Origin of the sequence: Nibrella saemangeumensis, from assembly GCF_039541915.1 — a bacterium.
Classification (GTDB): domain Bacteria; phylum Bacteroidota; class Bacteroidia; order Cytophagales; family Spirosomataceae; genus Nibrella; species Nibrella saemangeumensis.
Genome location: NZ_BAABHD010000003.1, coordinates 1 through 26,484 on the forward strand (window position 1 = coordinate 1; position 26,484 = coordinate 26,484).

The 26,484-nt window shown below is 50.5% G+C and carries 23 protein-coding genes and 1 pseudogene; 14 read left to right on the top strand and 10 right to left on the bottom strand.

Translation table 11 applies throughout. From position 1 onward, the window contains the following. Nucleotides 1-119: 119 nt before the first annotated feature. The 10 genes and pseudogenes from ABD949_RS01165 to ABD949_RS01210 form a co-directional block, all read left to right on the top strand. Nucleotides 120-236: pseudogene (locus tag ABD949_RS01165) on the top strand (DUF1016 domain-containing protein); the annotation flags it as partial. After that, complete coding sequence (locus ABD949_RS01170; protein ID WP_345240045.1) at nucleotides 237-827, top strand: PDDEXK nuclease domain-containing protein; 591 nt, start codon at nucleotides 237-239, stop codon at nucleotides 825-827. Further along, nucleotides 824-2,116, top strand: coding sequence for a restriction endonuclease subunit S (locus tag ABD949_RS01175; RefSeq protein WP_345239794.1), 1,293 nt, complete (start codon nucleotides 824-826; stop codon nucleotides 2,114-2,116). The genes ABD949_RS01170 and ABD949_RS01175 overlap by 4 nt, the downstream gene beginning before the upstream one ends. A 154-nt stretch (nucleotides 2,117-2,270) precedes the next feature. Then, on the top strand, nucleotides 2,271-2,723 hold the full coding sequence (tnpA, locus tag ABD949_RS01180) for an IS200/IS605 family transposase (RefSeq protein WP_345239796.1): 453 nt from the start codon (nucleotides 2,271-2,273) through the stop codon (nucleotides 2,721-2,723). Between the two features lie 239 nt (nucleotides 2,724-2,962). After that, a complete protein-coding gene (locus ABD949_RS01185; RefSeq protein ID WP_345239798.1) occupies nucleotides 2,963-4,582 on the top strand; it encodes a type I restriction-modification system subunit M in 1,620 nt (539 codons plus the stop codon). Nucleotides 4,583-4,801: 219 nt separating this feature from the next. Next, nucleotides 4,802-5,128, top strand: coding sequence for a PadR family transcriptional regulator (locus ABD949_RS01190; protein ID WP_345239799.1), 327 nt, complete (start codon nucleotides 4,802-4,804; stop codon nucleotides 5,126-5,128). Further along, nucleotides 5,125-7,785, top strand: a complete 2,661-nt coding sequence (locus ABD949_RS01195) for an ABC transporter permease (RefSeq protein WP_345239801.1) — start codon at nucleotides 5,125-5,127, stop codon at nucleotides 7,783-7,785. The genes ABD949_RS01190 and ABD949_RS01195 overlap by 4 nt, the downstream gene beginning before the upstream one ends. Nucleotides 7,786-7,865: 80 nt before the next feature. Further along, nucleotides 7,866-8,540, top strand: a complete 675-nt coding sequence (locus ABD949_RS01200) for a 3-keto-alpha-glucoside-1,2-lyase-like domain-containing protein (RefSeq protein ID WP_345239802.1) — start codon at nucleotides 7,866-7,868, stop codon at nucleotides 8,538-8,540. 226 nt (nucleotides 8,541-8,766) lie between these two features. Continuing rightward, a complete protein-coding gene (locus ABD949_RS01205) occupies nucleotides 8,767-9,102 on the top strand; it encodes a PadR family transcriptional regulator (protein WP_345239803.1) in 336 nt (111 codons plus the stop codon). Nucleotides 9,103-9,114: 12 nt separating this feature from the next. Further along, the gene (locus ABD949_RS01210; protein ID WP_345239804.1) at nucleotides 9,115-11,766 is read left to right on the top strand and encodes an ABC transporter permease; all 2,652 of its coding nucleotides are present in this window, start codon (nucleotides 9,115-9,117) and stop codon (nucleotides 11,764-11,766) included. A gap of 101 nt (nucleotides 11,767-11,867) precedes the next feature. Here ABD949_RS01210 and ABD949_RS01215 read toward each other — a convergent pair whose 3' ends face one another. Beyond that, the gene (locus ABD949_RS01215; RefSeq protein WP_345239806.1) at nucleotides 11,868-12,338 is read right to left on the bottom strand and encodes a Uma2 family endonuclease; all 471 of its coding nucleotides are present in this window, start codon (nucleotides 12,336-12,338) and stop codon (nucleotides 11,868-11,870) included. A gap of 47 nt (nucleotides 12,339-12,385) precedes the next feature. On the opposite strand from ABD949_RS01215, the gene ABD949_RS01220 reads away from it, so the two are divergent. Beyond that, a complete protein-coding gene (locus ABD949_RS01220; protein ID WP_345239808.1) occupies nucleotides 12,386-14,782 on the top strand; it encodes an ABC transporter permease in 2,397 nt (798 codons plus the stop codon). A 15-nt stretch (nucleotides 14,783-14,797) separates the two neighbouring features. Here ABD949_RS01220 and ABD949_RS01225 read toward each other — a convergent pair whose 3' ends face one another. The 3 genes from ABD949_RS01225 to fmt form a co-directional block, all read right to left on the bottom strand. Beyond that, entirely contained in the window at nucleotides 14,798-15,895 is a 1,098-nt protein-coding gene (locus ABD949_RS01225) for an alginate O-acetyltransferase AlgX-related protein (protein WP_345239809.1), read from the bottom strand. Nucleotides 15,896-16,043: 148 nt separating this feature from the next. After that, complete coding sequence (locus ABD949_RS01230; RefSeq protein ID WP_345239810.1) at nucleotides 16,044-16,559, bottom strand: dihydrofolate reductase; 516 nt, start codon at nucleotides 16,557-16,559, stop codon at nucleotides 16,044-16,046. Nucleotides 16,560-16,677: 118 nt separating this feature from the next. Continuing rightward, nucleotides 16,678-17,601, bottom strand: coding sequence for a methionyl-tRNA formyltransferase (gene fmt, locus ABD949_RS01235; protein WP_345239812.1), 924 nt, complete (start codon nucleotides 17,599-17,601; stop codon nucleotides 16,678-16,680). Nucleotides 17,602-17,965: 364 nt separating this feature from the next. Here fmt and greA point away from each other — a divergent pair, with 364 nt between their 5' ends. Then, the gene (gene greA, locus ABD949_RS01240; protein WP_345239814.1) at nucleotides 17,966-18,439 is read left to right on the top strand and encodes a transcription elongation factor GreA; all 474 of its coding nucleotides are present in this window, start codon (nucleotides 17,966-17,968) and stop codon (nucleotides 18,437-18,439) included. 1 nt (nucleotide 18,440) lies between these two features. After that, nucleotides 18,441-18,830, top strand: a complete 390-nt coding sequence (locus ABD949_RS01245) for an HIT family protein (protein WP_345239816.1) — start codon at nucleotides 18,441-18,443, stop codon at nucleotides 18,828-18,830. A 21-nt stretch (nucleotides 18,831-18,851) separates the two neighbouring features. On the opposite strand, the gene ABD949_RS01250 is transcribed toward ABD949_RS01245, so the two are convergent. The 4 genes from ABD949_RS01250 to ABD949_RS01265 all read right to left on the bottom strand — a co-directional run bounded on the left by ABD949_RS01250 (nucleotide 18,852) and on the right by ABD949_RS01265 (nucleotide 24,487). Then, a complete protein-coding gene (locus ABD949_RS01250) occupies nucleotides 18,852-19,856 on the bottom strand; it encodes an NAD(P)H-dependent glycerol-3-phosphate dehydrogenase (RefSeq protein WP_345239818.1) in 1,005 nt (334 codons plus the stop codon). A 112-nt stretch (nucleotides 19,857-19,968) separates the two neighbouring features. Next, nucleotides 19,969-21,360: an alpha-L-fucosidase gene (locus ABD949_RS01255; RefSeq protein ID WP_345239820.1), complete on the bottom strand. Its 1,392-nt coding sequence runs from the start codon at nucleotides 21,358-21,360 to the stop codon at nucleotides 19,969-19,971. An 81-nt stretch (nucleotides 21,361-21,441) separates the two neighbouring features. Beyond that, complete coding sequence (locus tag ABD949_RS01260) at nucleotides 21,442-22,857, bottom strand: efflux RND transporter periplasmic adaptor subunit (protein ID WP_345239821.1); 1,416 nt, start codon at nucleotides 22,855-22,857, stop codon at nucleotides 21,442-21,444. Between the two features lie 124 nt (nucleotides 22,858-22,981). Then, nucleotides 22,982-24,487 (bottom strand): TolC family protein, encoded by a 1,506-nt coding sequence (locus tag ABD949_RS01265; protein WP_345239823.1) that lies wholly within the window; start codon nucleotides 24,485-24,487, stop codon nucleotides 22,982-22,984. Between the two features lie 65 nt (nucleotides 24,488-24,552). Between ABD949_RS01265 and ABD949_RS01270 the strand changes: the two genes are divergently transcribed. Then, nucleotides 24,553-25,398 (top strand): aminotransferase class IV, encoded by an 846-nt coding sequence (locus tag ABD949_RS01270; protein WP_345239825.1) that lies wholly within the window; start codon nucleotides 24,553-24,555, stop codon nucleotides 25,396-25,398. Here ABD949_RS01270 and ABD949_RS01275 read toward each other — a convergent pair. Both ABD949_RS01275 and ABD949_RS01280 read right to left on the bottom strand, forming a co-directional pair. Continuing rightward, nucleotides 25,382-26,065 carry an ABC transporter ATP-binding protein gene (locus ABD949_RS01275; RefSeq protein WP_345239827.1) on the bottom strand — a complete coding sequence of 228 codons (684 nt, stop codon included), beginning with the start codon at nucleotides 26,063-26,065 and terminating at the stop codon, nucleotides 25,382-25,384. The two genes, ABD949_RS01270 and ABD949_RS01275, sit on opposite strands and share 17 nt — an antisense overlap. A 36-nt stretch (nucleotides 26,066-26,101) precedes the next feature. Continuing rightward, nucleotides 26,102-26,455, bottom strand: coding sequence for a hypothetical protein (locus tag ABD949_RS01280; protein WP_345239828.1), 354 nt, complete (start codon nucleotides 26,453-26,455; stop codon nucleotides 26,102-26,104). Nucleotides 26,456-26,484: the final 29 nt, after the last annotated feature.

A 26,484-nucleotide genomic window follows, 5' to 3' on the forward strand; every position in this document is an offset into this window, starting at 1 on the left:
TTTGTCCAAAAGCGAGGAGTGAAATCTTGTTAAGTTGGTCACGCTACAAAACAAGCATTTGCCCTCGCTTTTTCCTATTCTACCCCCTCAATGTCCAGCACTGAGTCGCAGTATTACCCTGGGGCCATAACTTACTGCTGCTCAATAAGATACAATCACTGGATGCAGTCGAATTTTACGCCAACGAAACCTTGACGAAAGGTTGGTCCAGAGACTTGCTGCTCAATGCCATCAAAATGGATAGCTACAGCCTGGCCGGAAAACCACTGAAAACCCACAATTTTGACCAGACGCTGCCGGCGGCCCATGCCGATTATGCCAATGAGGTGTTCAAAAGCAGCTATAATCTGGGCTTTCTAGGCATTACCGAACCCCTCAAAGAGTTGGAACTGGAAAACAGACTCATCACCAAAATCAGAGCCTTTATACTGGAGTTGGGGAAAGGGTTTAGTTTCATTGGCAACCAATACCGGCTGGAATACAATGGCAAGGAATATTTTGTCGATATGCTTTTCTTTCACCGGGGCCTTCGCTCACTGGTGGCCATCGAATTAAAAATTGGCAGCTTTAAAGCCGAATATGTAGGGAAAATGAATTTGTATCTCTCCCTGCTTGACCGCCTGGAAAAGAGTGTAGACGAAAACCCGTCCATCGGTATCATTCTCTGCGCCGATAAAGACCATCTTGACGTTGAAATTGCCCTGCAAGACATCAATAAACCTATTGGCGTAGCTGACTACCAGCTTTTGCTTCCCAAAGACGAGTTGCAAACCCTGGTGCTCAATGAGCTACATGCGAATGAACAACAAACTAAAAGCTCCGAATGAGTAACGAGAAAAATAAATTGATACCCCAATTGCGTTTTCCTGAGTTTGTGAATGAGGGGGAATGGGAAGAAAATAAATTGGGGAATATGACTATTAAAGTTGGTAGCGGAGTTACCCCATTAGGAGGAGAATCAAATTATAAAAAAACAGGTCGGCCGTTTGTTAGGAGCCAAAATGTAGGTTGGGGAGTTTTTCTCTTAGACAACATCGCATTTATTGATGAGGTAACCCATCAAAATTCTATCAGTACAGAAATTGAGTTAGAAGATGTATTGCTAAATATCACAGGAGCATCAATTGGAAGAAGTGCGGTAGCAAACGAACTGGTTTCTGGCGGAAATGTAAATCAGCATGTTTGTATAATTAGAACCCCAAAAGATATTCTAAATCCGTTTTTTGCTAATCAATTTCTGATTTCAGATTTAGGACAAAAACAAATCAATAGTTTTCAAGCTGGTGGTAATCGACAGGGACTAAACTTCGAACAGATTCGTTCTTTCACAATACCGATTCCGCCAACAACATTAGAACAACAAAAAATCGCTTCCTGCCTTTCTTCCCTAGATGAAGTAATTACAGCCCACAGTCAGAAGTTGGAAGCCTTAAAAGAGCACAAAAAAGCCCTGATGCAAAACCTTTTCCCGCAAGAAGGCGAAACCGTTCCGAAGTATCGTTTCCCGGAGTTTGTGAATGAGGGGGAATGGGAAAAGAAAGTATTGGGAGAGTGCTTAATGAACAGTCCTGAATACGGCCTTAACGCACCAGCTGTAGCATACTCAGAAAAGCTTCCTACCTACCTAAGAATAACAGATATTTCTGAAGATGGGCATTTTCTATCAAGTGATAAAGTCTCGGTTGACAGAGCAGTAAGTGAAAATAATTATTTATCAGATGGCGATATAGTTTTAGCACGAACAGGAGCAAGCGTTGGCAAATCCTATAAGTACAGAAATAAGGATGGAAAACTTGTTTTTGCTGGTTTCCTGATTAGGATAAGACCCAATCCCAATAAGCTTGACTCAGAATTATTATTTCAATTTCTTTCAACAACAAAGTATTGGAGATGGGTAAGTTTCATTTCTGCAAGAAGTGGACAGCCTGGAATCAATGGGACCGAATATTCATCTTTGCCGATATTTCTACCTCCAACAATAAAAGAACAGCAAAAAATTGCTTCTTGCCTTTCTTCCTTAGATGAAGTGATTACAGCACAAGCAGAGAAGATAGAGCAATTGAAGTTGCATAAAAAAGGATTGATGCAGGGGTTGTTTCCAAAAGAAATTGGGTAGAAAATGAAGCACCAACTAATTATATCAGCCCTGAAAGGGCGATGTATCTTAGAAATGGGAGTAGCCCATTAACGATTAACCAAACGGATGTGTGTAGCTACCCCACCCATAAAGCCCTGAAAGGGCGTAATAACCAGAGCATCCTATCTAAATTATGGGACAGTCATTAGTGCAAAATTATATCCACTTAGTATTCAGCACCAAACACAGGCAGCCATTCATCCATCCGCCGGTAGAACAAGAATTACATAGCTACCTGGGAGGCATTTGCAACAAGCTAGAATGTCAGGCTATCAAAGTGGGGGGCTATATCGACCACATACACATCCTTTGTAAACTCTCCAAGAAAATAGCCTTGATGAAGCTGGTAGAAGAAGTAAAGTCACATTCGTCCAAATGGATAAAAACCAAAGGAGACGATTACCATACTTTTTATTGGCAAGATGGCTATGGTGCTTTTTCGGTCAATCCCTCTCAAGTGGATACGGTGATCGCTTATATCGCCAATCAGCACGAGCACCACAGCAAGAAGAGCTTTCAAGATGAATATCGGGCTTTTCTGAAGAAGTACGCTGTAGATTACGATGAACGATATGTTTGGGATTGATATGACTTGGGGAGTTCTATAGTTCGCCCTTTCAGGGCTTAGTTACAGGTTTTGATGACCATCACATCAGCACAGGGAGCACAGGGCTGTTGCCCTGTGTTAAGAGATATAGCCCTTTCAGGGCTACACATTCAGCCCTGAAAGGGCGTAATGCCATAGGGATGGGTAACGCCCATTCCGTAATGCCATAGGGATGGGTAACGCCCATTCCGTATATCATCCGATTAGCAAAACAAGAAATGTCAAATAAAGAACAACAAAGGCTGGGTAAAACCCTTTGGGATATAGCCGATAACCTGCGCGGGGCAATGAATGCGGATGATTTCCGTGATTATATGCTTTCGTTTCTCTTCCTGCGTTATTTGTCATACAACTATGAAGAGTCGGCGAAAAAGGAATTAGGAGCAGACTATCCAAAGTTGGATGAGAAGGATACCCGTACACCTTTATCGGTTTGGTATGCAACCAATGCAGTTGATGTGCCGGAGTTTGAAAAGCAAATGCGCAGAAAAGTGCATTATGTGATAAAGCCCGAACACCTATGGAGTAGCATAACCGAGTTGGCCCGCACACAAAGCACGGAGTTGCTGGTAACGCTTGAAGCCGGTTTTCGCTACATCGAAAACGAGTCATTCGAACGGGCCTTTCAGGGGTTGTTCTCTGAAATCAATCTGAACTCTGAAAAACTCGGCAAAACGTCAGCCGAACGGAATAAAAAACTCTGCACCATTATTCAGAAGATTGCAGAGGGCATAGCCGACTTTTCGCCTGATTCAGATACCCTCGGCGATGCGTATGAATACCTAATCGGTGAGTTTGCTGCCGGTTCTGGCAAAAAGGCTGGTGAGTTTTATACACCCCAGCAAATCTCTACCATACTGTCCGAAATCGTCGTTTTAGACAGTCAGGACCCTACCCTAGGTAAAAAGAAGAAGTTCGACAAGGTGCTCGATTTTGCCTGTGGCTCAGGTTCACTACTGCTGAATGTCAGAAAGCAGATCAGGGCTAATGGCGGTAGTATCGGCAAACTGTATGGGCAGGAAAAAAACATTACCACCTATAACCTGGCCCGGATGAATATGCTTTTGCACGGTATGAAAGACACCGAGTTTGAGATCTTCCACGGAGACACGTTAGAAAACCAGTGGGATTTGCTGAATGAAATGAATCCGGCCAAAAAGATCGAGTTCGATGCCATTGTCGCCAATCCACCGTTTAGCCTGCGCTGGGAACCAAACGACACCCTGGCCGAGGATTTTCGGTTCAAGAGTTACGGGTTAGCCCCCAAATCAGCCGCCGATTTTGCCTTTTTACTACACGGGTTCCATTTTCTGGGACAAGAGGGTACCATGGCAATTATCTTACCACACGGCGTTTTATTCAGGGGCGGTGCCGAGGAGCGAATACGTACTAAACTAATAAAAGACAATAACATCGATACAGTTATTGGATTACCTTCCAACCTCTTTTACTCAACGGGCATTCCGGTTTGTATTCTGGTTTTGAAAAAATGTAAAAAACAGGATGATGTCTTGTTCATCAATGCCAGTTCGGATGAGAATTTCGAGAAGGGAAAGAGGCAGAACAGCTTACGAGAAAATCATATAAGTCGCATCATCAATACGTATAAAAATCGTCCTGAGCACATTGAACGTTATGCACGCCGGGTTTCGTTGGACGAAATTAAAAGCAACGCCTACAACCTAAACATTTCTAGATATGTAAGCACGTCGTTTGACGAAGTACAAATTGACTTAACAGCAGTACATGCAAGATTGACTTTAATCAATGAAAGCATTATAGCTAATACCGACAAGCACAACGGATTTTTGAAAGAGTTGGGATTGCCAACAATCTGAATATGACAACAACTAACGGCATGAAATTGGTTGCAACCGACACGTAGTGATGCCGGTCGATATAGAGCACCAATGCTGTCCACCAGTGTACGGTACGTTGTCCGTTTCTGGACAAGAAATCAATAATATATTTTGGTAAAAGCCTCACGCACGCTGATTTGACCTGTGCTCAACTCTGGCAAAGGATTTGTTATACATTTACACAACTAATCGCTTACCATGAAAGGAACGTACCTGGGCGAGTTTGAGGAAGTGGTCTTGCTCGCCGTAGCCATTCGGGCGGGGGATGCTTATGGGGCAGCCATCGTCAGCGAGATTGAGCAGCAGATGGGCCGCGCCGTTAATCTCGGTGCCGTGCATTCCGCCCTGAACCGCCTACAGGAAAAAGGGCTGGTTACGTCCCAGATGGGGGGCGTTACCCAGGAACGGGGCGGTCGCCGGAAACGACTGTACTCGGTAACCGGGGCCGGTCGGCGAGCCCTGGAAGAGATACGGGTATTGCGCAATCAGATGTGGGATGCCATTCCAAAAGCTGCCTGGTCATGAACACGCCTTCAACTCCAAACCGTCCGCAGTACCCGACTGCTCCGCGCTGGGCTACACGCCTGCTGCATTGGTTCTGCGCTCCGCATCTGGTCGAAGAAATGGAAGGCGACCTCCACGAGCTATTCTGCCAGCGTGTTGAATTAGTCGGATTGCGCCAGGCCCAATGGCGCTACGTGCGGGATGTATTCAGCCTGATGCGGCCTTTCATCATAAAGCGACAACCAAACGGTCCGGCGTACCGGGAATATCCACATCCAAACCATACTGACATGTTACAAAACTATCTTAAAATCGCCTGGCGGGGTCTCATTAAGCACAAGGCGTATTCGTTTATCAATATTGGCGGGCTGGCCGTTGGTATGGCCGTAGCCATGCTGATTGGCTTGTGGATGTACGATGAACTGACGTACAACCGCTATTTCCAGAACTACAACCGTATCGCGAAGGTCATGCAGCGCGGTACAGCTGAGGGTATCGTATTTAACGGAGGGTACATGCCACTGCCGTTAGGTAATGAACTCCGTACGGCATACGCCGGTGATTTTAAACACGTGGTTATGTCATCCTGGACCGGAGAGCATATTCTGGCGTATGGCAATGAAAAATTTACCAAAACCGGTAATTACCTGAGCCCGGAAGCCCCTGAGATGCTGACGCTGAAGATGCTCAGCGGTACACGGGCCGGCTTACATGACCCGGCATCCATTTTGTTATCTCAATCGGTTGCTCAGGCTTTGTTCGGCACTACCGACCCGGTGGGCAAAATCGTTAAGCTCGATAATAAGCTGAACGTTAAAGTAACGGGCGTTTACGAGGACTTTCCGGTTAATACGGAGTTTCGGGATATGAAGTTTATGGCACCATGGGCGTTGTATGTCTCCTCGGAAGAGTGGGTAAAGCGGGCTCAGGACAATGCCGAATGGAACAATAACTCCTGGCAAATTCTGGCTCAGCTTGCCCCAAATGCTGACTTTGATGCAGTATCGGCCAAAATCAAAGATTTACGGGTGAAGCATGTACCCGAAACGGCCTATATGAAGCCGGAATTTTACTTGCAGCCCATGAGCCGCTGGCATTTGTACACAGGCTGGGATAAGGCCGGGAATGTAGACGGCCGGATTCAGTATGTTTGGCTGTTTGGGATCATCGGCGTATTTGTGCTATTGCTGGCCTGCATCAATTTTATGAATCTGAGTACGGCCCGGAGCGAAAAGCGGGCTAAAGAGGTCGGTATCCGCAAATCGGTTGGCTCGGTGCGGAGCCAGTTAATTGGCCAGTTCTTCAGCGAGTCGATACTGGTGGCCGGGTTGGCGTTCATTATATCCCTGCTGCTGGTTGCTATCGCGCTACCTTTCTTTAATGAGGTCGCCGACAAACAGCTGGACATTTTATGGACTAACCCTGTTTTCTGGCTGTCCGGTCTGGTCTTTAGTCTGCTTACCGGTTTAATCGCCGGTAGTTATCCGGCCTTGTATTTGTCTTCTTTTCAGGCGGTGAAGGTGCTAAAGGGAACCTTCCGGGTGGGGCGGCTGGCTTCGCTGCCCCGGCAGGTATTAGTCGTCGTTCAGTTTGCGGTATCGGTAACGCTCATTATCGGGACCCTCATCGTGTTCCGCCAAATTCAGCACGCCAAAAACCGGCCCATCGGCTACGACCGTAATGGACTGATTACGGTCGCGATGAACACGCCCGAGTTGTATCAGCAGTATAATGTCCTGCGGGGCGAGTTACTGCAAACCGGAGCGGTGGTGGAAATGTCTACCTCATCGGCACCGGCCACAAATCTCAACTCAAATAATGGCGGATTCGACTGGGAGGGCAAAGACCCTAATTTCAAAGACAGCTTTGGAACCATTGCCGTCACGCATGACTTTGGCAAAACAGTAGGCTGGCAGTTTGTGGAAGGACGCGACTTCTCGCGGGCATTTGCAACCGATTCATCGGGTATGGTGCTGAACCAGACGGCCGTTAAATACATGGGACTGAAAGACCCGGTTGGTAAAATAGTTACCTGGAGGGGTAGGCCTTTCCGTGTAGTTGGCGTGGTTAAGGATATGGTGATGAAGTCGCCGTTTGAACCAACCTATCAAACGGTTTTCATGCTCGATTACGGCTGGGCAAACGTCATCAACATCAAGCTGAACCCCACCCTAAGCGCCAGCGAATCACTGGCCAAAATCAAAGCGATATTTAACCGGTTCAATCCCGGCAGTCCGTTCGACTATAAGTTCACGGACCAGGAGTATGCCCTAAAATTTGCCGCCGAGGAACGCATTGGTACCCTGGCTTCAGGCTTCGCTATACTCGCTGTATTCATCTCCTGCCTGGGACTGTTCGGGCTGGCGTCGTTCGTAGCCGAGCAACGCACCAAGGAGATTGGTATTCGCAAGGTATTGGGCGCAACGGTTTTTAACCTATGGCAGATGCTCTCGAAAGATTTTGTGGTGCTGGTCTTTATCGCGTTTGGCATAGCGACGCCGGTAGCCTGGTATCTGCTCTCGGGCTGGCTCCAGAAGTACGAGTATCATACGGAGATTTCGTGGTGGATTTTTGCCGTAACCGGAGCAGGTGCGTTGCTTATTACGGTATTGACCGTCAGTTTCCAGAGCATCAAAGCAGCTTTGATGAATCCGGTGAAGTCACTTCGTTCGGAGTAAGCCACATAGCCAATCTGCCGCAGCCTACTAGACAAACAGCCTAAGTAAGTAAGAACCTATCGAACAAAACCTAATTGCTTATGAAACCATCCTATATTTTCCTGCTTCGGCTATGCTGCGTAGTCGGTTTGCTGATAACTTCACCGGCCATCGCTCAGAAGAAGACATCTCCTGACTTAGCTACCCTGGCTCAGGATCCCAAAATCGTTGTAGTAAATCGTTCGGCGACTGCCCTAAGCGAGGGTCCTCAAAAAGGTGTTCGCTTAGATCAGCGTCCCGGCGAGGGCCTGCTCTGGCTACCGGATGTGACGTTTACCAACGGCAGCATTGAATTTGATGTACGCGGTAAAGATGTCTTGCAGCAGAGCTTTGTAGGCATTGCCTTTCACGGGCAGAATGACTCAACGTACGAGGCTGTCTACTTCCGTCCGTTCAACTTTCGGAGCGAAGACCCTGTCCGGCGGATTCATGCCGTTCAGTACATATCTCATCCTACCTATAGCTGGCAGAAGTTACGGACCGAGTTTCCTAATAAATATGAAGCAGCCGTTGCGCCGGCGCCGGACCCCAACGGCTGGTTTCATGTACGGATAGAGGTTACGGGCTCCAACGTACGCGCTTTTGTGAACCAGAGCACAACTGCGGCCCTGGAAGTAGAGCCTATTCAAAAGCGTCCCGGTAACCGGATAGGGCTATGGGTCGGCAATGCCTCCGGGGGCGATTTCGCCAATCTGACCATCACACCCGTTCCGTAATGGGACTGCGAACGCCCCCTACAGTAGCTTATTCTATTGTATTATACCTGATATAAGCTGTCCACTATCGTCCGAATCCTGTCCGTTTCTGGACAAATGAGATTTGTTGCAAATCGCTAAAACTGCCTAAACTATATCAGAAAGCCAGTAACAGAATTTTGGCAGATTATTTGACATACCGAAATAGAAGAAATGCTTTTTACAAAGAACTCTTAACCTGCTGCCCATGCGACGGAGCGATTTAGGCGAGTTTGAAGAAGTTGTTTTGCTGGCTGTGGCCGTACTTTCTCCCACGGCTTACTCGGTAGTGATTGCCGAAGAACTCGAACAGGAGACTGGCCAGACAGTCAGCACCGGAGCCGTGCATGCGGCTCTGCAACGGCTCGAACAGAAGGGATACCTCACCTCGCACCTCGGCGAGGCTACCCCCGAACGGGGCGGCCGACGTAAACGTCTGTTCACTGTCACCGCCCTGGGCGGACGCGTGCTGAATGAGGTACGGTCGGTGCGCAACCGGCTGTGGGAGCGAATCACCCCGCAAACCACCCTAAAGTGGAGTTAGCCAGTCTGCACTATGTACCCTGAGGACTTTAATCAATCGAAAATACCGGCTCCACCCAGGTGGCTCGATACGCTGTTAGGCTGGTTTGTGGCGCCACACCTGAGGGAGGAGGTGCTGGGTGACATCCACGAGCGCTATTACCGACGGGCTCAGCGATTGGGTCAGCAAAAAGCCCGGCGGACCTACTGGCGGGAGGTGCTGGCTTACCTGCGCCCGTCAATGATTAAACGTAAACCCAACCAGTACAGAAAACCTCTTTTTTCAGATATGCTACGAAATTATTTAAAAATCGCTTTTCGGAACCTGGTAAAAAACAAAGCGTATTCGTTTATCAACATTGCCGGTCTGGCGACCGGTATGGCCGTGGCTATGCTGATTGGGTTGTGGATCTGGGACGAATTATCGTACAACAAATACCACCAGCACTACAACCGCATTGCGCAGGTGATGCAGCACATGACATTCAACACAGAAAAGGATACCTGGGCTTCTATTCCTATCCCGGTGGGGGATGAACTGCGTAAATCCTATGGGCAGTATTTCGAACGAGTGGTGCTGGCATCGCACACGGGTGAACACATACTGGCGGCCCGAGAGCAGAAACTCACGACAAGCGGCAAATACATGGAACCCGCAGTGACTGAGCTGCTCTCGCTCAATATGCTGAAAGGTACCCGGGCCGGACTCACAGACCCAAACTCCATTATTCTTTCGGAATCCCTGGCCAAATCCCTCTTCGGAGCCGATAACCCGATGGGTAAGTTCGTAAAGATGGATAATAAGCTGGATGTAAAGGTAACTGGCGTGTACGAAGACCTGCCTTACAACACCAACCTTAAAAGTGTGGCATTTATGGCTCCCTGGGCTTTATTTGTTTCCTCCGAGGGCTGGGTCAAAGCTGCCCAGGAGGAGCCCCAATGGAATAATAATTCCTGGCAGATTTTTGTACAACTCGCTCCCCGTGCCGATTTTGAGCAAGTCTCCGCCCTAATTAAGGATGTAAAGCTAAACCATCTTAAACCGGAGGAGGCTAAAGACAAGCCCGAGCTTTTTCTGCAGCCGATGCGCAAATGGCACCTCTATTCAGAATTCCAAAATGGGGTAAATACCGGAGGAGGTATCCAGTTTGTCTGGCTGTTTGGCATCACCGGCGCTTTCATTTTGCTACTGGCCTGCATCAATTTCATGAATCTATCCACCGCCCGGTCGGAGAAACGGGCGAAGGAGGTAGGCATTCGCAAAGCCGTTGGTTCGGTACGGTCTCAGCTAATCAGTCAGTTTTTCAGTGAGTCGCTGCTGGTGGTGAGTATTGCCTTTCTGCTGTCTATAGGATTGGTGTTGCTGATGCTGCCTTTCTTTAACGAGGTGGCCGATAAGAAACTGTCGATGCTATGGACGAATCCTGTGTTCTGGCTGATGGGACTGAGCTTTGTTCTGCTTACGGGATTCCTGGCGGGGAGTTACCCAGCCCTCTACCTGTCTGCATTTCAACCCGTGAAGGTTCTGAAGGGTACTTTCCGGATGGGGCGGTTAGCGGCTCTGCCCCGTAAGGTGCTGGTGGTCGTTCAGTTTACGGTATCGGTAGCTTTAATCATTGGTACCATTGTGGTCTATCGTCAGATTGAACATGCCAAAGACCGGCCGGTCGGCTATGTCAGGCAGGGGTTAATTACTGTGCCAATCATCACACCGGAACTACGCGACCATTATGAGGTCTTACGGAATGATTTGCTACAGAGTGGCGCCGTTGCCCAGGTTGGTGCTTCGGTAGGTGAACCCACGCAGGTGTATTCAGCGAATGGAGACTTCGAGTGGGAGGGAAAGGACCCCGGCTTCAAAGATATGTTCGGCACCATTGGCGTCACTCATGATTTCGGCAAAACGGTAGGCTGGCAGTTTGTGCAGGGCCGTGACTTCTCCCGCGAGTATGCTACTGACTCAACGGGTATTGTTCTCAATGAGACCGCGGTGAAGTACATGGGTCTTAAAGACCCGGTCGGGAAAACAGTTCGGTGGCCCCGTGCCAACAAAAGTTGGCAGATAGTCGGCGTTATTAAAGACATGGTGATGGCGTCGCCGTTTGAGCCTGTGTATCCTACCTTTTTCTTGCTGGGGTATGATTCACCGAACACCATAACGGTTCGGTTAGCTCCCCAACTCAGCACCAGTGAGTCACTGGACAGGATTAGTCCTATTTTCAAAAAGTACAATCCGGCGGTTCCTTTCGAATACAAATTTGTGGATGACGAATACGCCAGTAAGTTTGGTCAGGAGGAACGCATCAGTAAACTGGCCAGTTTCTTTGCCATATTAGCCATATTCATCAGTTGCCTTGGCTTGTTTGGTCTAGCCTCGTTCGTCGCTGAACAGCGGACCAAAGAGATTGGTGTACGTAAAGTACTGGGCGCATCGGTTGCCAACCTGTGGCAGTTGCTGTCTAAAGACTTTGTGGTCCTGGTGCTGATTTCGCTGGTGATTGCCTCTCCTATCGCTTATTATCTGCTAAGCAACTGGCTTGAGAACTACTCGTACCGCACCGATATTCCGTGGTGGGTATTTGCCGTAGCCGGATCCGGAGCGGTACTGATTACGTTACTGACCGTCAGCTTCCAGGCGCTCAAAGCCGCCTTGATTGACCCGGTGAAGTCCCTGCGCACTGAATAACCATTTACAAGGCTTAACAATTATTAACAGCCTGTGTATAAACCAAGTCCGTATCTTGACCACCGAATCAGGATACGGACTTTTGTATGTGAATGAAGGGCTTATCCTTCGAAGATGTCACTCAAGTTTAGCTCAATGCCGGTTACAGGGTCCTTTACAACACCGGCAGCGAAATTCATCTGCCGCCGGTCAGGAAGGAGGATGGAGACAGTCTGCACGGTGGGGATTACCAGCCAAACTGATTTAACGCCGGCCGGGAAGTGTTTTTTGTAAATACGCTCGGTTAAGCTGTTCAGGCTCTGTTCGGGAGAGAGAATTTCAATCGTGGTCAGAGGAACATCCTGAACAACAATTTCGTCGGCCAGCCAATCGGCTTTGCGTTTCGGCAGGATGCTCAGGTCTGGGCGGGTTTTACCAGAGGCAAATTCAAAATCAAGTTCTGTATAGATGCTGTATTGCTGGCGATAGGACGCACGTAGGAGAAAAGACAGATGGCTTTGTAACTCAGCATGATTAATGCTTGACATTTTTTCGTCTTCGAAGTCGGTAGGATTTTGGGCGACAGCTTCCATAGCATGAGTGTTTCCGGTTTTTAAAGATAACCAAAAAGTACGACAATATGCTGCATAACTACCTTACCATCGCCTGGCGGAACCTGTGGAAGCAACGCACCTATACGCTGCTGAACACGGTCGGATTGTCGGTAGGTATAGCGGGTGGACTGCTCATCTTTCTCTTCCTGCGCCATCACCTCAGCACCGACCGGCACCACGCCAGGTTCGACCGGATTTTTCGAATTGATACAGACCTGTACCTCGAAGACGGCTCTATTGAGTACAACCCCGAAGCACCCCCACCCATGGCTCAGGTGTTGCGTACGGAGTACCCGCAGGTTGAGCAAGCCGCTTTCCTGATGATGAACCGTGACCTGACCGTGAGTGTCCAGCGACCGGAGCAGCCGGAGCCTTTACGCTTTCGGGAACATAAAGGTACGGGCCTTGTAGAGCCGGAGTGGTTCGACATAATGAGTTATACCTGGCTTCAGGGAAACCCTAAAACAGCCCTTCGCCAACCAAACACAGTCGTTTTGACTGAATCATGGGCGAAGCGGTATTTTGGGGATGCCAATCCAATGGGGCAAGTGGTAACCCTCAATAACAAGGTCAATGCCACCGTTACCGGAATTCTGGCGGATCCACCCTCAACAACTGATACTGATCTGGACCTGTTTATCTCACTGGCCACGATGAACAAGCTGTTTCCGGATTTTAAACTAACTGATTGGCAATTTCTAAACAGTTCTCAACGACTCTATTTTACGCTAAAAGACCCAAGTACCGCAGCCAGCCTCCAGCAGGCATTACCAGCCTTATCGAAGAAGCATTATGGCGAGATGGCCAGTATTTTCCGGTTTCACATCCAGCCGATGCGCGAGTTTCACTTCGATGTCCAGCGGGGCGGGGCAGCCATCCGACAGTCACTGCTCTGGGCGCTGGGAGTCGTGGGCCTGCTTTTGGTAGGAGCAGCCTGTATCAACTTCGTCAATCTGGCTACGGTGCAGGTGCTCCGACGCAGCAAAGAAGTGGGTGTACGTAAAACGCTGGGGAGTTCACGGATTCAACTGATTCTGCAATTCCTGCTCGAAACGGCGCTGATTAGCGTAACTGCAACTACGCTGGCGCTGCTGCTGGTGGCCATCCTGCTTCCGCTGTTCAACGACTGGGTTCAATTAAGTCTGGTCCTCCGGCTCGACGGACTACTTGTAGCTTTTATTACTATTCTCCTTCTCGGTGTAATCCTGCTGGCGGGTGGGTATCCAGCCGCAGTGTTGTCGGGTTTTTCACCTTGGGCGGCACTTCGGGGGAAACTGGTGGCTACGTCGGGGCATGGTTTCACCGTCAGACGCGTCCTGGTGGTGGTACAGTTTGCCGTCTGCCAGGTGCTTATTCTTGGTTCATTTATCGTAGCAAACCAGATGCGCTACATGCAGCAGGCCGATTTAGGATTTCGAAAAGATAACGTTGTCGTAGTGCCTCTGCCGCAAAATACCAAACTGGCTCAGGATGCTTTTAAGGAAAAGCTCACGCAGTATTCCGATATTCAGGCGGTCAGTCTTCACCACCGCCCGCCGGCCAGTGACCAGTTGTTTGGGGGCTCGTTTAAGTTCGACGGGAAAGCCGACTGGGAGCCTTACCCAATTCGCGAGCGGCTGGCCGATGCCGATTACCTGCCCACGTACGACATGACCTTGCTGGCCGGCCGCAACATCATGCCCAGCGACACCATCCGCGAATACCTGATCAACGAAAACTTACTCCATAAACTTGGTTTCCAGAACCCGCAGCAGGTGCTGGGCAAACGGTTACAGCATTACCTCTCACCCGTTCCTCTGCCAATTGTGGGCGTAGTCAAAGACTTTCACCAGAAATCGCTACGGGAAGAAATCGGCCCCTGCATCATCGCCAGTCGTGCCGACTGGTACGAACGGGCAGGTATTCGCATTTCAGGACAGAATCCTGCGCAGACGCTCCAACGCATCCGCCAGACGTGGCAGCAACTCTATCCCAATGAAGTATTCGAGTATCAGTTTTTAGACGAGCAGGTAGCGAAGTTCTACGAGACAGAAAACCTGGTTAACCGACTGGTCAACGTCTTCACCGGTATTGCCATCCTGATTTGCTGCCTGGGGCTATATGGGCTGATCTCTCAGGTAGTTGTTCAGCGAACCAAAGAGATTGGGATCAGGAAAGTACTGGGTGCCTCGGTACCGGGACTTGTCTCGCTGCTCAGCCGCGACTTTCTGAAACTGGTGCTGATTGCCATTCTCATTGCTACGCCGATTGCCTGGTACGCCATGGACCAGTGGCTAGATGATTTTGCTTACAAGATCGCTATTTCCTGGTGGTCTTTTGTGGTGACAGGCCTGCTGCTTACCGGTATCGCTTTGCTGACTATAAGCTATGAGAGTATTAAAGCAGCCTCGGCAAACCCGGTCACCTCATTGCGGAGCGAGTAACCGGCCCGGCTTTTGCTATTTGTTTGAGCTAAGGGAAGTTTCTCGCTGCTCAACCAGCATTGTCCGGTTAGGAATTATCTTGGACAGCGAATCTGCCAATAGCCCGGCCGCAAACTCATTACCGGCTATATTCCAGTGCGAATCAGACGGTTTATACAACTCCTGTGCCGGTATAGCCGCCCTGAAAGCGTCATACAGGTCCAGGTACGGAATCTGGTTTTCGCGAAGCCGCTGCGCCAGCATACGGGTAGGGGTCAGCACATCGTAGGGTAATTTACCAGTATCAGCGAAATAAGCGGCTGCGACATCCTGTTGCAGCCGTTCGTCTACCTGTAGTTCGTCGGGTATAATAACAATGACAAATTCCGCTCCCTGCTGTTTGCAGTAATCGCGGGTACGCAGCAGCGTTTCTACGGTTTTCTCAAAAAAACCCTCTTTGCCTGCCGGATACCGACCATCCTGCGGAATATGGTATTGCCACGAGTCCAGGCGCTCCTTTTCAATACGCAGGTATTCGTTGCGTTCAAAGGTATCACAGCTATCGCAGTAAGGCTGATGACCCGCAAAATCTTTTACTTTCCAGGCTACTTTTCCAATATAGTTCAGGGCCGTCAGCATATACGAATGCCGGTACCAGGGCTTGCGTGGCACATCAAAATCATTCCCCATAAAAAACGACAGCAGCACCATATCGGGCTTAAGGTCAGCGCCTTCCTGGGTCAGAATGGTATAGTAATCTGTCGGATTCGTTTGGGAGATACCCATATTGAACAGGCTAACTTTACCAACGCGGTCCCTGAGCTTACTTTCCAGTTTGGTCAGATAGGTCTGGTTCTGGGGCACAATACCAAAAGCAAACGAATCGCCAAGCCCTACAATGCGATAGGCATCGGGTTCAGCGATGAATTCAGTATCGTTGAACCCGCCGGCATTCAGTTTAAAGCCATACAGATTTACGTGAGGTTTCCCCCGATACCGGTTATAGGAGCCATCGTAAAATACATGCGAATGAGCGAAATAGTTGTACACTCTCAATACCACCTCGCCCAACAGAAAGGTAACTATGAGTAAAATGACACCGAATATTATGGAGTAGATAATTGTCCTGAACATAAGCAGACAGCGGACAGGCTTTTAATATAAAGTAAATGGTTTTACAAATACTTATACAATAAATCTCATAATTTTTTATTGATAATTAGCCCCTGTAAAAGCCCGGCTGGTAATCAGGGTATAATTTACGACAAATAATAAAGCAACCCTACCGCTGTATACGTTTTTCGTACGTAACAAAGTCAAATGCCGTTTCGTGACGATTGTCGGCCGGGTGATGCCGTCGGCTTACCTCATCCCATTCGGTCCGGTCAAAGTCCGGAAAGCGGGTTTCACCGTCGTATGCTTTTTCGATCTCGGTCAGGTACAGTGTAGTCGCCAAAGGCATTGCCATGCTATAGATTTCTCCTCCGCCTATAACAAAGATTTCTTCCTGCTCCACCTTTCGGGCTTCGTCAAGTGCCTCTTCCAGGGAATGCACGACAACACAGCCGTCGGCTTGAAAGTCGGCGCTGCGGGTAATGACAATGTTGGTCCGGTTGGGCAGGGGCTTGCCCAGGGCTTCCAGCGTCCGGCGGCCCATGATAATGGGATGGTGACTGGTCTTCTGCTTGAAAAACCGGAAGTCGTCGGGCAGGTGCCAGGGCATATCCGGCCCGCCATCGCTTTTATTCTGACCAATAACGCCGTTCTGCGCAACGGCGGCAATGAGGCTGATTTTCATAAGTGTAAAACGGATTTTCAATCCGTTAAAAAACGTTGAATTAATTTTCAGGGTAGCTGGAAACGGAACAGCGCGTTGGTAGCAACGGATTGGAATCGCATCGGCGCACCGATCCGTTTTACAGGTGATTCCCCCTTAAAAATTCCTTTACTCCCATCCGGCGCTTGCCTTCGGCCTGAAGGTCGTCAATAGAGATCCAGCCATCGGCCACGGCGACGTTGATATACGTTTTGTCGTCGGTATCTATGGTGCCCGGCGAGAATGTACCCAGGCGATTTTCGGCCCGACTGACGGTATACAGCTTATAGAACTTACCGTTCAGAATGGTCCAGGCGGTAGGGTAAGGAGACAATCCACGCACAAAGTTACGCACCACTTCGGCCGGCTGGTTCCAGTTCACCTCACAGGTCTCCCGGTGAAGCTTCGGAGCCGGTTTGAGGTCCGTGGCGCTTGGCTGCGGCATGCGGGGGTAGTCACCGGCTTCAATAGCCCGAACCGTTTTCAGCACCAGATCAGCACCCTTTTCCATTAGCCGGTCGTGGAGGGTTCCGGCGGTATCATCGGGATAGATGGGTTCAGTTTCCTGGAAGATCATCTGACCGGTATCGATCTCTTTCTCAATAAAGAAAGTAGTCACGCCCGTTTCGGTTTCGCCGTTGATAACCGCCCAGTTAATCGGAGCCGCACCCCGGTACTGCGGCAGCAGCGATGCGTGCAGGTTAAACGTACCAACGGTGGGCATGGCCCAGACTACTTCGGGCAGCATCCGGAAGGCGACCACTACCTGCAGGTCGGCCTGGTAGCTGCGGAGTTGTTCCAGAAATGCCGGGTCGCGCAGCTTTTCGGGTTGCAGGACCGGCAGACCAGCGGCTTCGGCGGCTTTCTTTACCGGCGAAGCAATCACCTGCAGCCCCCGCCCCGAAGGCCGGTCGGGAGCCGTTACGACAGCTACCACCTGAGAGCCGGCATCCAGCAGCCGCTGGAGGCTGGCGACGGCAAAATCAGGAGTACCCATAAAAATGATCCGTAAAGACCTGCTCATATTCCGTTCAGTATGTTTTTATTCAGAGGCATCGACAGGTATTGCCCGTGCCAGTAAGTATTGCTATTTTTGTCGTCCCGACTGGATCATCCGGAGTTGATCAAACCCGATCCCAAAGTCTCGGCATTTGCCTGAAACGGTTTAACTGCCGTAGGGAGAGCGGAGTAAATATGCAAAAAACGAACGCTTACATACACCGACCGTTTCGCCGACCGGCTGTGTTCCGACGGCGTTTCTGACGTGGCTGCAAATAAAACCACTTTTGTTGCAGAACGGTCAGTGTACCGTTCTTTTCTTTTTTATAGCCTCTGACCCGTTGAGAGGCTACCGAATAAGTTGGATTACATAGCATAGAATTAAATACATGGGAAAGATTTCGTATTACACCGAAGAAGGGCTTAACCGACTGAAAGCAGAATTAAGCGACCTGAAAACCAAAGGCCGCGCTGATATTGCCCGCCAGATTGCCGAAGCCCGCGATAAAGGAGACCTGAGTGAAAACGCCGAATATGATGCCGCCAAAGATGCACAGGGTCTGCTGGAGATGAAGATTGCCAAACTGGAAGAAATTGTGGCTAATGCCCGGCTGCTCGATGAGTCGACTATTGATGCCTCACAGGTATCTGTCTTGTCGAAGGTAACGATCAAAAATAAAAAAAACGGGGCCAAAATGACCTACACCCTGGTCTCCGAAGAAGAAGCCGACCTGAAACAGGGTAAAATTTCGGTTGGTTCGCCCATTGGCAAAGGACTGCTGGGCAAGAAAGTCGGCGACTCCGCCGAAATCACCGTACCCGCCGGCGTTATGGAGTTTGAAATCGTTGAAATAGACCGATAAGATGCCTTCTATCTTCACCCGCATTGTAAACGGCGAAATTCCGGCGCATACAATAGCCGAAACCGACAACTACCTGGCGTTTCTGGATGCCTTTCCAACGGCCGTTGGTCACACTCTTGTCATTCCTAAGAAGGAGGTTGATTACCTCTTTGACCTGGATAATGACCTCTATACCGGTCTTATGCAGTTTGCCAAACAGATTGCCCCGGCCATTGAGAAGGCCGTCCCCTGCAAACGCATTGGCGTAGCCGTTGTGGGCCTGGAGGTACCGCACGCGCATGTACATCTGATTCCGCTCAACAGCATGGCGGATATGAACTTCAATAATAAGCTGAAGCTGAGTCAGGAGGAACTGGCCGCAACGGCCGGGAAGATACGAAGCTTTTTGTAGCAACCCGCGGAACGCGGGTTGCTACTTCAGCAGCATCTTCAACCGATTCATCGCAGCGCCGGGTGAGACCTTTTCGTACAGGATATTGTACACCGCTTCAATAATGGGCATCGGCACCTGGTACTGCTGGTTGAACTCGTGGATGCTCTTTACGGCATAATACCCTTCCGCAATCATATTCATCTCCATCTGGGCCGACTGCACGCTGTACCCCCTCCCAATCAGGCTGCCAAATGTCCGGTTGCGGCTAAAGGGCGAATAAGCCGTCACGAGCAGATCGCCCAGGTAAGCGGAAGCACTGAGGTCACGCAGTTTGGGGTAGATCGTATCGACGAAGCGACGGATCTCCTGCATAGCGTTTGAGACCAGTACGGCCTGAAAGTTATCGCCGTAGCCCAAGCCGTGGGTGATCCCACAGGCCAGCGCCACAATGTTCTTCATCACCGCACTGTATTCAACCCCGTAAATATCGTCCAGGGGTGATGCCTGCACAAAGCGGCAGGTAAGCAGCTGGGCCACGGTACCGGCGCAGTCGGGGCCAGACGAGGCAATGGTCAGGTACGATTGTTTTTCCAGCGCTACCTCTTCGGCATGACAGGGACCCGCAATCACGCAAATCCGCTCGGCGGGTACGCCGTAAACTTCCTCTACCCAGTCGGTAACGAGTTGGTTCCGCTCCGGAATCATACCTTTTATGGCAGAAACCACGTGCTTTCCCTCAAAATCTTTGGATCGGGCACCGGTCAGCGCATCGGCGATAAACGCAGCCGGTACGGCCAGCACAATGTAATCGCTGTTCCGGAAGGCATCGCGGATGCTGGTGCAGACACGAACCTTCCGTGGATTAATCTGCACATCGCTCAGGTAACTGGGGTTATGGTGGTATTTGCGGATATGGTCGGCATCGGCTTGCTGGCGCAGCCACCAGCGGATACTGACGTTGTTTTCGGAAAATATCTTAACCAGAGCAGTGGCCCAGCTACCGCCCCCAACAACCGTCAGCCGTGTGGGTTCATGAGGTTTCATGGCGTAAAGGTACCGGACTGCCTCCCTGCTGTCCAAACCGGCAACGCAATAAAATGTTCATAGTTTCCAGGTAGCGTAAGTAAAAAGGCCAGCAAGGATGCTGGCCGGACCCTTACAACGCTCCTTCCAGCTTAAACACCCAGGCGTACTGGCTGGGGTTTGCAGAGGGCGATACGGCAGGCGGAGTAATGCTGAGGCCGTTGCCGCGAGCCGCCGTCGTGACAGCGCCTTTGTAGCCCAGCAGCGTAACTTTGCCGGCTTTACGAACGCCACTGATTACCACCGGCTGCTCGGGCCATTTGGTGCAGAGCAGGTACAGGTCATTGCCTTTCCGGGTAAAATACGTAGTGGTACTTTTCCCGATGGCAGGCGCTTTATCCCACTCGCGGGTTTCGTAAATAGCCTCTCCGTTGACCGACAGCCAGTCGCCGATGTCTTTCAGACGCTGCTGCATAATTACGGGTATACGGCCGTCGGCGGTAGGGCCAATGTTCAGCAGCAGGTTACCCCCGCGAGCTACTTTGTCAATCAGCACATCGATGAGTTGTTTGGAGGTGGAGTAGTCAGCCAGGTTTTCCTTGCGGTTAAAGCCAAACGAGCCACCAATGCCCCGGCATTCTTCCCACGGCCGCGCAAATTTCACACCCTCCGACGTTCCTTCATGCACCAGATCATATTCTGTCGTGAAAAATCCGCCATGCTTGCCACGGGTTTCCTTACCCCAGCGGTCGTTGATGACAACGTCATTTTTGATGGGAGAATCGTTATACAGCCACGACAGAAACTGGGTGCTTCTCCAGACATCGCTGGGGTGATCCCACTCCCCGTCGGTCCAGAGAATATCGGGTTTATAACGGGTCACCAGGTCTTTCATCTGCGGGATCATGTGGTTGTCTACGTAGGCATTCACATCAGCCTGATAGAGCGGATTGAACCACTCATACAGCGAATAGTAGTAACCCATGCGCAGACCTTTATCCTTTACGGCTTTAATCAGATCACCAGCGAGGTCGCGGTGCGGTCCTACGTCCATGACGTTCCAGTTCCAGGCCTGAGCGCTGGGCCAGAGCGTAAAGCCCTCGTGGTGTTTGGAGGTCAGCACCACGTATTTCGCCCCTGATTGCCGGAATACATCTGCCCACTCGGTTGGATTGAACAGCTCGGCTTTAAACTGACTGGCAAAATCTTGGTATTTAACATCCTCGCCGTACACCGAGTTATGAAATTTGGTAAAAAGCGGATACGTCTTGGCGTTGGGGTCGGTGAGTTTCCGCCAGTACCACTCGGCATAGCGGTCATAAATGCCCACACCATCACGCTCGGTAGGGCCCCAGGCAGGTACGGAGAAAAGGCCCCAGTGTATGAAAATGCCAAACTTGGCGTCTTCGAACCACTTCGGTACGGGCCGGCTGTCAATAGATTGCCAGGTAGGTTCGTAGCGGGTCTGAGCTAGCGAGGATATACTGGTTGCCAGTAGTAGCAGTAAAGGAAATAGCCGTCTCATAGAAGAAAAGCGTTTTCCTCTATAAGTAGAAACGCCGGAGGTTTTACCACGGAGTAGACCGGAGTTGTACTCCGGTCTACATTACTCGTCCTTCTCTGGCTTGGCCTGCTTCTTCGGATCGCGTTTGATCACGGCATCGCCTTCTTTCAACCGCTTGGAGACCGCCAGGAAGGGGCCGGAAATGACCTGCTCGCCTTCCTTCAGTCCGGAAGTGATCTCAATATTTTCGTAGTCACTGATGCCGGTTTTGACTACCCGGCGTTCGGCTTTACCATCTTTGTTGACAAACACCAGCTCCTGCACCACCTCTTTTTTGGCAGCCAGTTTCGCTTTCTGCTCGTCGACGACTGTGTTATTGTTATTTTGATTGGGCTTGTCCTTTTCGGCTTCTTCGTCATCGGTACCCCGCGTGGTTACGGCGGCAATGGGTACCGACAACACATCCGATTTACGCTCGGTGATAATTTCGACTGAGGCTGTCATACCAGGTTTAAAGGGGTAGCCTTTGCGCTGTTGATTGGAAAGCAGGTCCTGGTAGGAATTATTCAGAATGCGCACTTTCACCTCAAACTCCGTCACGGCATCAGTTGAGAGCGATGAGGCCGACGAAGCCGATGAACTGGCTAAACCAATGGCCGTATTGGCAATTTCTGTCACAATGCCCTTGAACTTCCGGCCGGATGTCGTGTAGGAATCAACCTCAATATCGGCCGTATCGCCCATGCTGACACGCACAATGTCATTTTCGTTCACGTTGACACGCACCTCCATGTTACTGAGGTTAGCCAGCCGCATGATTTCGGTACCGGCCATTTGAGACGTACCAACCACGCGTTCCCCGAGTTCGACATTCAGTTTAGAGACGGTACCGGTAACGGGGGCATAGATAGTCGTTTTACGGAGGTTTTCGCTGGCGTCGCGCAGACCGGCTTCGGCGCTGCGGATGTTGAACTGGGCCGCTTTAGCATTGGAGCGGGCGGCTTCTACATCCTGCCGGGCCACGTTGTAGTTAGCTTCAATCTGTTCAAAATCGGCCTGGGAGATCACTTTATCGGCCAGTAGCTTTCGGTTGCGCTCGTAGTCGGCTTTGGCGCGAATGAGCCGGGCTTCAGCCTGAGCGATAGAGGCCCGCGCCTGCTCGTACTGCGCCCGGTTGGCGTTGACGGTCGCCTGCGCCCGCGACAGCAATGATTCGTAATTATCCGGCCTGATCTTCACCAGAAGTTGCCCCTTGGTAACCGGATCACCTTCGTTGACATACAGCCCAATGATTTCACCGGACACATCCGGGCTGAGTTTCACTTCCACCTCCGGCTGCACCCGCCCCGACGCGCTGACGCGCTCAATAATATCAATACGCTTGACGCTGGCAAACTCTACTTCAACAGCTTTGGGCTTACCGATGATACCGGTCTGTTTGGCCGCTACCAATCCAACAATCAGCAGCACTGTAATGCCGCCCAGAATCCACCAGATACGATTTGATTTACGCTTCATCGGTTAAGAAAAGTGAACCCTCCGGCGCAGAAGAACGAATGAACTCGTATAACTGATGCAGGAACAGGATTAACCTGTCCCCCTTTAGTCAGTTATTCCGGTTTGCCGGGCAGTTCACCATTCCTCAAAACGACAGCGGTTTGTTTTGATAAAAATCCAGGATTTTCGTCCTGAAAATATAATCGTACTTGGCCTGCACCAGGTTCGCCCTGGACCGGTCAAGGTTTGTTTTAGCGATATTATAATCCACGGAGTTCAGCGCCCCGGCATTCAGTCGGCTTTCGGCCGCCCGGAATGCCTGTTCCAGCGAGGCTACCTGTACCTGCGTAGCCCGGTATCGATTGGCCGAAGCCAGCATGTTGGTATAGGCCTGCTCAATCTGCTGACGAAGTTGCAATCGGGCATTATCAGCGGCAATTTCGGAATTTTGTTTCGTAATTGTAGCAGATGTCACCCGGGTTCTTGCCTGCATGTTGTTAAAAATCGGGATGCGCAAATTTAAAGATACCGAACGGTTAAGGTTATTTCTCAATTGTTCACCATATGCATAGGGTACAAAAGTGCCTCCCTGCTGCGTTTGAAAAACCTGTTGCGGTGTGCCGTTCATATTCACAAAAAGACCCGGCACTGGCTGCTGAATCAGCGTTCCATCCGAGACCAGACGCTGTAAACCAACACTGGAATACAGGGTACTCAGGTTTCCGTTCAGCGTTAAGGACGGATACATGGAAGCACGGGCCACATCAATACCCAGGGCATCACTCTTCACCCGCAGTTCGGCCGCCTTTATTTCGGGCATAATACCCAGCGCTGTTTCATAGACTTGCTGCGGAGATGCCGTATACGGGGCAACCGCAGGATCATCAAACTGGATGCGTTCCACTTCTATCGCTCCCGGACTTCCCGTACCAGGCAGGTTCATGGTCTGCAACAGGGCCAGTTTTGCCAAGTCCAGGTTGTTCTGGGCGTTTACTATTGCCAGTTCGTCGTTGGCCAATTGCGCCCGGATATCATACAGCGTAGCCTCGGCCACCGTACCGGCATTCACCAGCCGCTGCGTCCGCTCTACCTGGCCACGGGTAGCCTCTACCTGCCGGCGGGCAATATCTAACTGATCTTCATTATTCAGCACATTCAGGTAATTCTGGACCACCGTCAGGGCCACGGTGTTTTGCGTTGCTTTCAGGCTTTCCTCCGACGACTGCAGGAATAAATCCGTCTGTTTAATGTTATTTTGAATGGCAAACCCGTTAAACACGGTTACGCTGGTTGAAAGCTGGTAGTTATTAGAACTCACCGCCCGCTCCACAAACGTATTGGTGGTGGGGTTAATATTCCGCCCGGAACTGAAGGCCTGCGAGCCAAAGGCGTTCAGGGTTGGAATGCGGTTCATTTTAGCCTGATAGAACTGCAGGTCGCTGTTCTGCACCTGCAACTGCCCCTGCTTCACCGTCAGGTTATTTTGCAGCGCAATGTCAATGGCCTGCCGGAGCGAAAAGCGGTTACTGTTCGGGCCGGCGCTTTGCGTTGGCTGTGCATAGGCAGCGCTTACCAGCAACACCCCGGCCAGCCATTTCGGGCTTCGAAACAATCGATTGGCTACCGTTCTCATCATGGCTACACGTTTCATGGTTTAATATTACAAAGTTAAATTTGACCGCTCTACCGTTTTGGGATAAACGGCAGAAAAAGATTATGTATCTGGTTTATAATTCTGATATACTGCCTGAGAGCAACCTGCTGCTAACTGCCGACAACCGGGCCTTCCGGTACGGCGATGGCCTGTTTGAAACTATCCGCTTTGAACAGGGGCAGCTTTGGTTCTGGGCCGACCACTACACCCGTTTAAGTCGGGGGATGCAGGCGCTGCAGCTGCAGGCCCGCCCCGATATGACGCCGGATGTTCTGGAAGGCCATATTACCGCCCTGCTATATCTGAATGGTCTGGCCGGTCAGGCTGCCCGTATCAAACTGCAAGTGTGGCGGCAGCCGGGGGGGCTGTATACACCGGCCGGCAACGAATCGGAGTACCTGCTAACGGTACTGCCTGGCCAACCCTTCACTATAACAGCCCGTAATCGTCTGGGTGTGTACGATGCGGTTCGCCTGACCTCCTCGCCGGTCTCAGCGTTTAAGACGCTTAATGCGCTGCCGTATGTGCTGGCGGGGCTTTACAAACAGCAGCAGCAACTGGATGATGTCATTCTGCTCGATACAGCCGGGCACCTCGCCGAGTGTAATGCCTCCAACCTGTTCTGGTTTCGTGCGCGAACCCTGTTTACCCCGTCGCTGGCGTCAGGTTGTATTGATGGGATCGTCCGCCGGCAGCTGCTTCGCCAGGCTGCTCAGGCCGGCTTTTCGGTAAACGAAACCCTTTCTAGGCCGGATGCGCTAACGGAAGCCGGGCTTATCTTCTGCTGCAATGCAGCCGGTATTCAATGGTTCCGGCAGCTTGATATTGACGGCGTATCCACCAACATGGCCAACGCTGCACAAGCCCTCGATACCCTACGCCCGCTGTTTGCTACACTGATGCCGTAGCGGCCGGTTCGAGCCAGCCGTCTTTCAGGTGCAGAATGCGATTGCCGTAGCCGGCATTGACATCGGAGTGGGTAACCTGTACGATGGTTACACCGTCTTTTTCGTTCAATTCCTTAAACAACTCCATAATCTGCTTCGCGTGCTCGGAGTGCAGATTACCCGTCGGCTCATCGGCAAAAATCACCTTCGGATGGGCCGCAATGGCGCGGGCAATACCCACCAGCTGCTGCTGACCACCGGATAACTGATTCGGAAACAAATCTTTTTTAGCCACCATATTGAACCGGTCGAGGAGTTCGGCTACGCGGCTCTTGCGTTCCGATGATGACATCCCCTGGTACAGCAGTGGCGTTTCAATGTTTTCGTATACCGTCAGCTCGTCGATGAGGTGGTATGCCTGAAAGACGAAGCCGATGTGGTTGCGGTGAATGTCGGTCCGCTTCTTCTCCGACAGCTTCTGCACTGGCTGATCCAGAAACAGGTACTCGCCTTCGGAGGGTTCCTCGAGCAGACCCAGAATGTGCAGCAGCGTTGACTTACCCGACCCCGAAGGCCCCATAATGGATACAAATTCACCGGGCTCAATGTCTAACGTAATGTTACGGAGCACGTAAGTTTTGCCGAAGCCGGCGGGGTAGTATTTGGAAACGTTGCGTAGAGAAAGCATGCGTATAGGTATAAGGCTATTAATGTCAAAATTAGGTTAAATACTGGCAATACGGATAATCAGCGAGTTAGCCTGATCCATCTGAACGGTTATTTTCGTAGACCCGCCCAGGTGGTTGGTGGTCAGACAAACGGTTGTCCGCTCCTGGCGCATTGCCCGCTCGGCTTTTTTTGCCCGCCGGAAGATAAACCCTTTATCCATCAGAAAATCTGTATGGCGGGTCTGCTTTGTCACCGACTTTTCTGCTGCTACCTGACTAGTCTGGTATTGTTCCGCAGCGCAAACCGAAGTCATCACTGAACCGGAAGAAATACCAGCCAGCATACTGATCCCGAAGAATACGTTCGCCAGGACTTTAACGAGGATGCCGGTGTTTATGTACGTTGTCATAACAGAAAGAAGTATATGTACCCTACTAA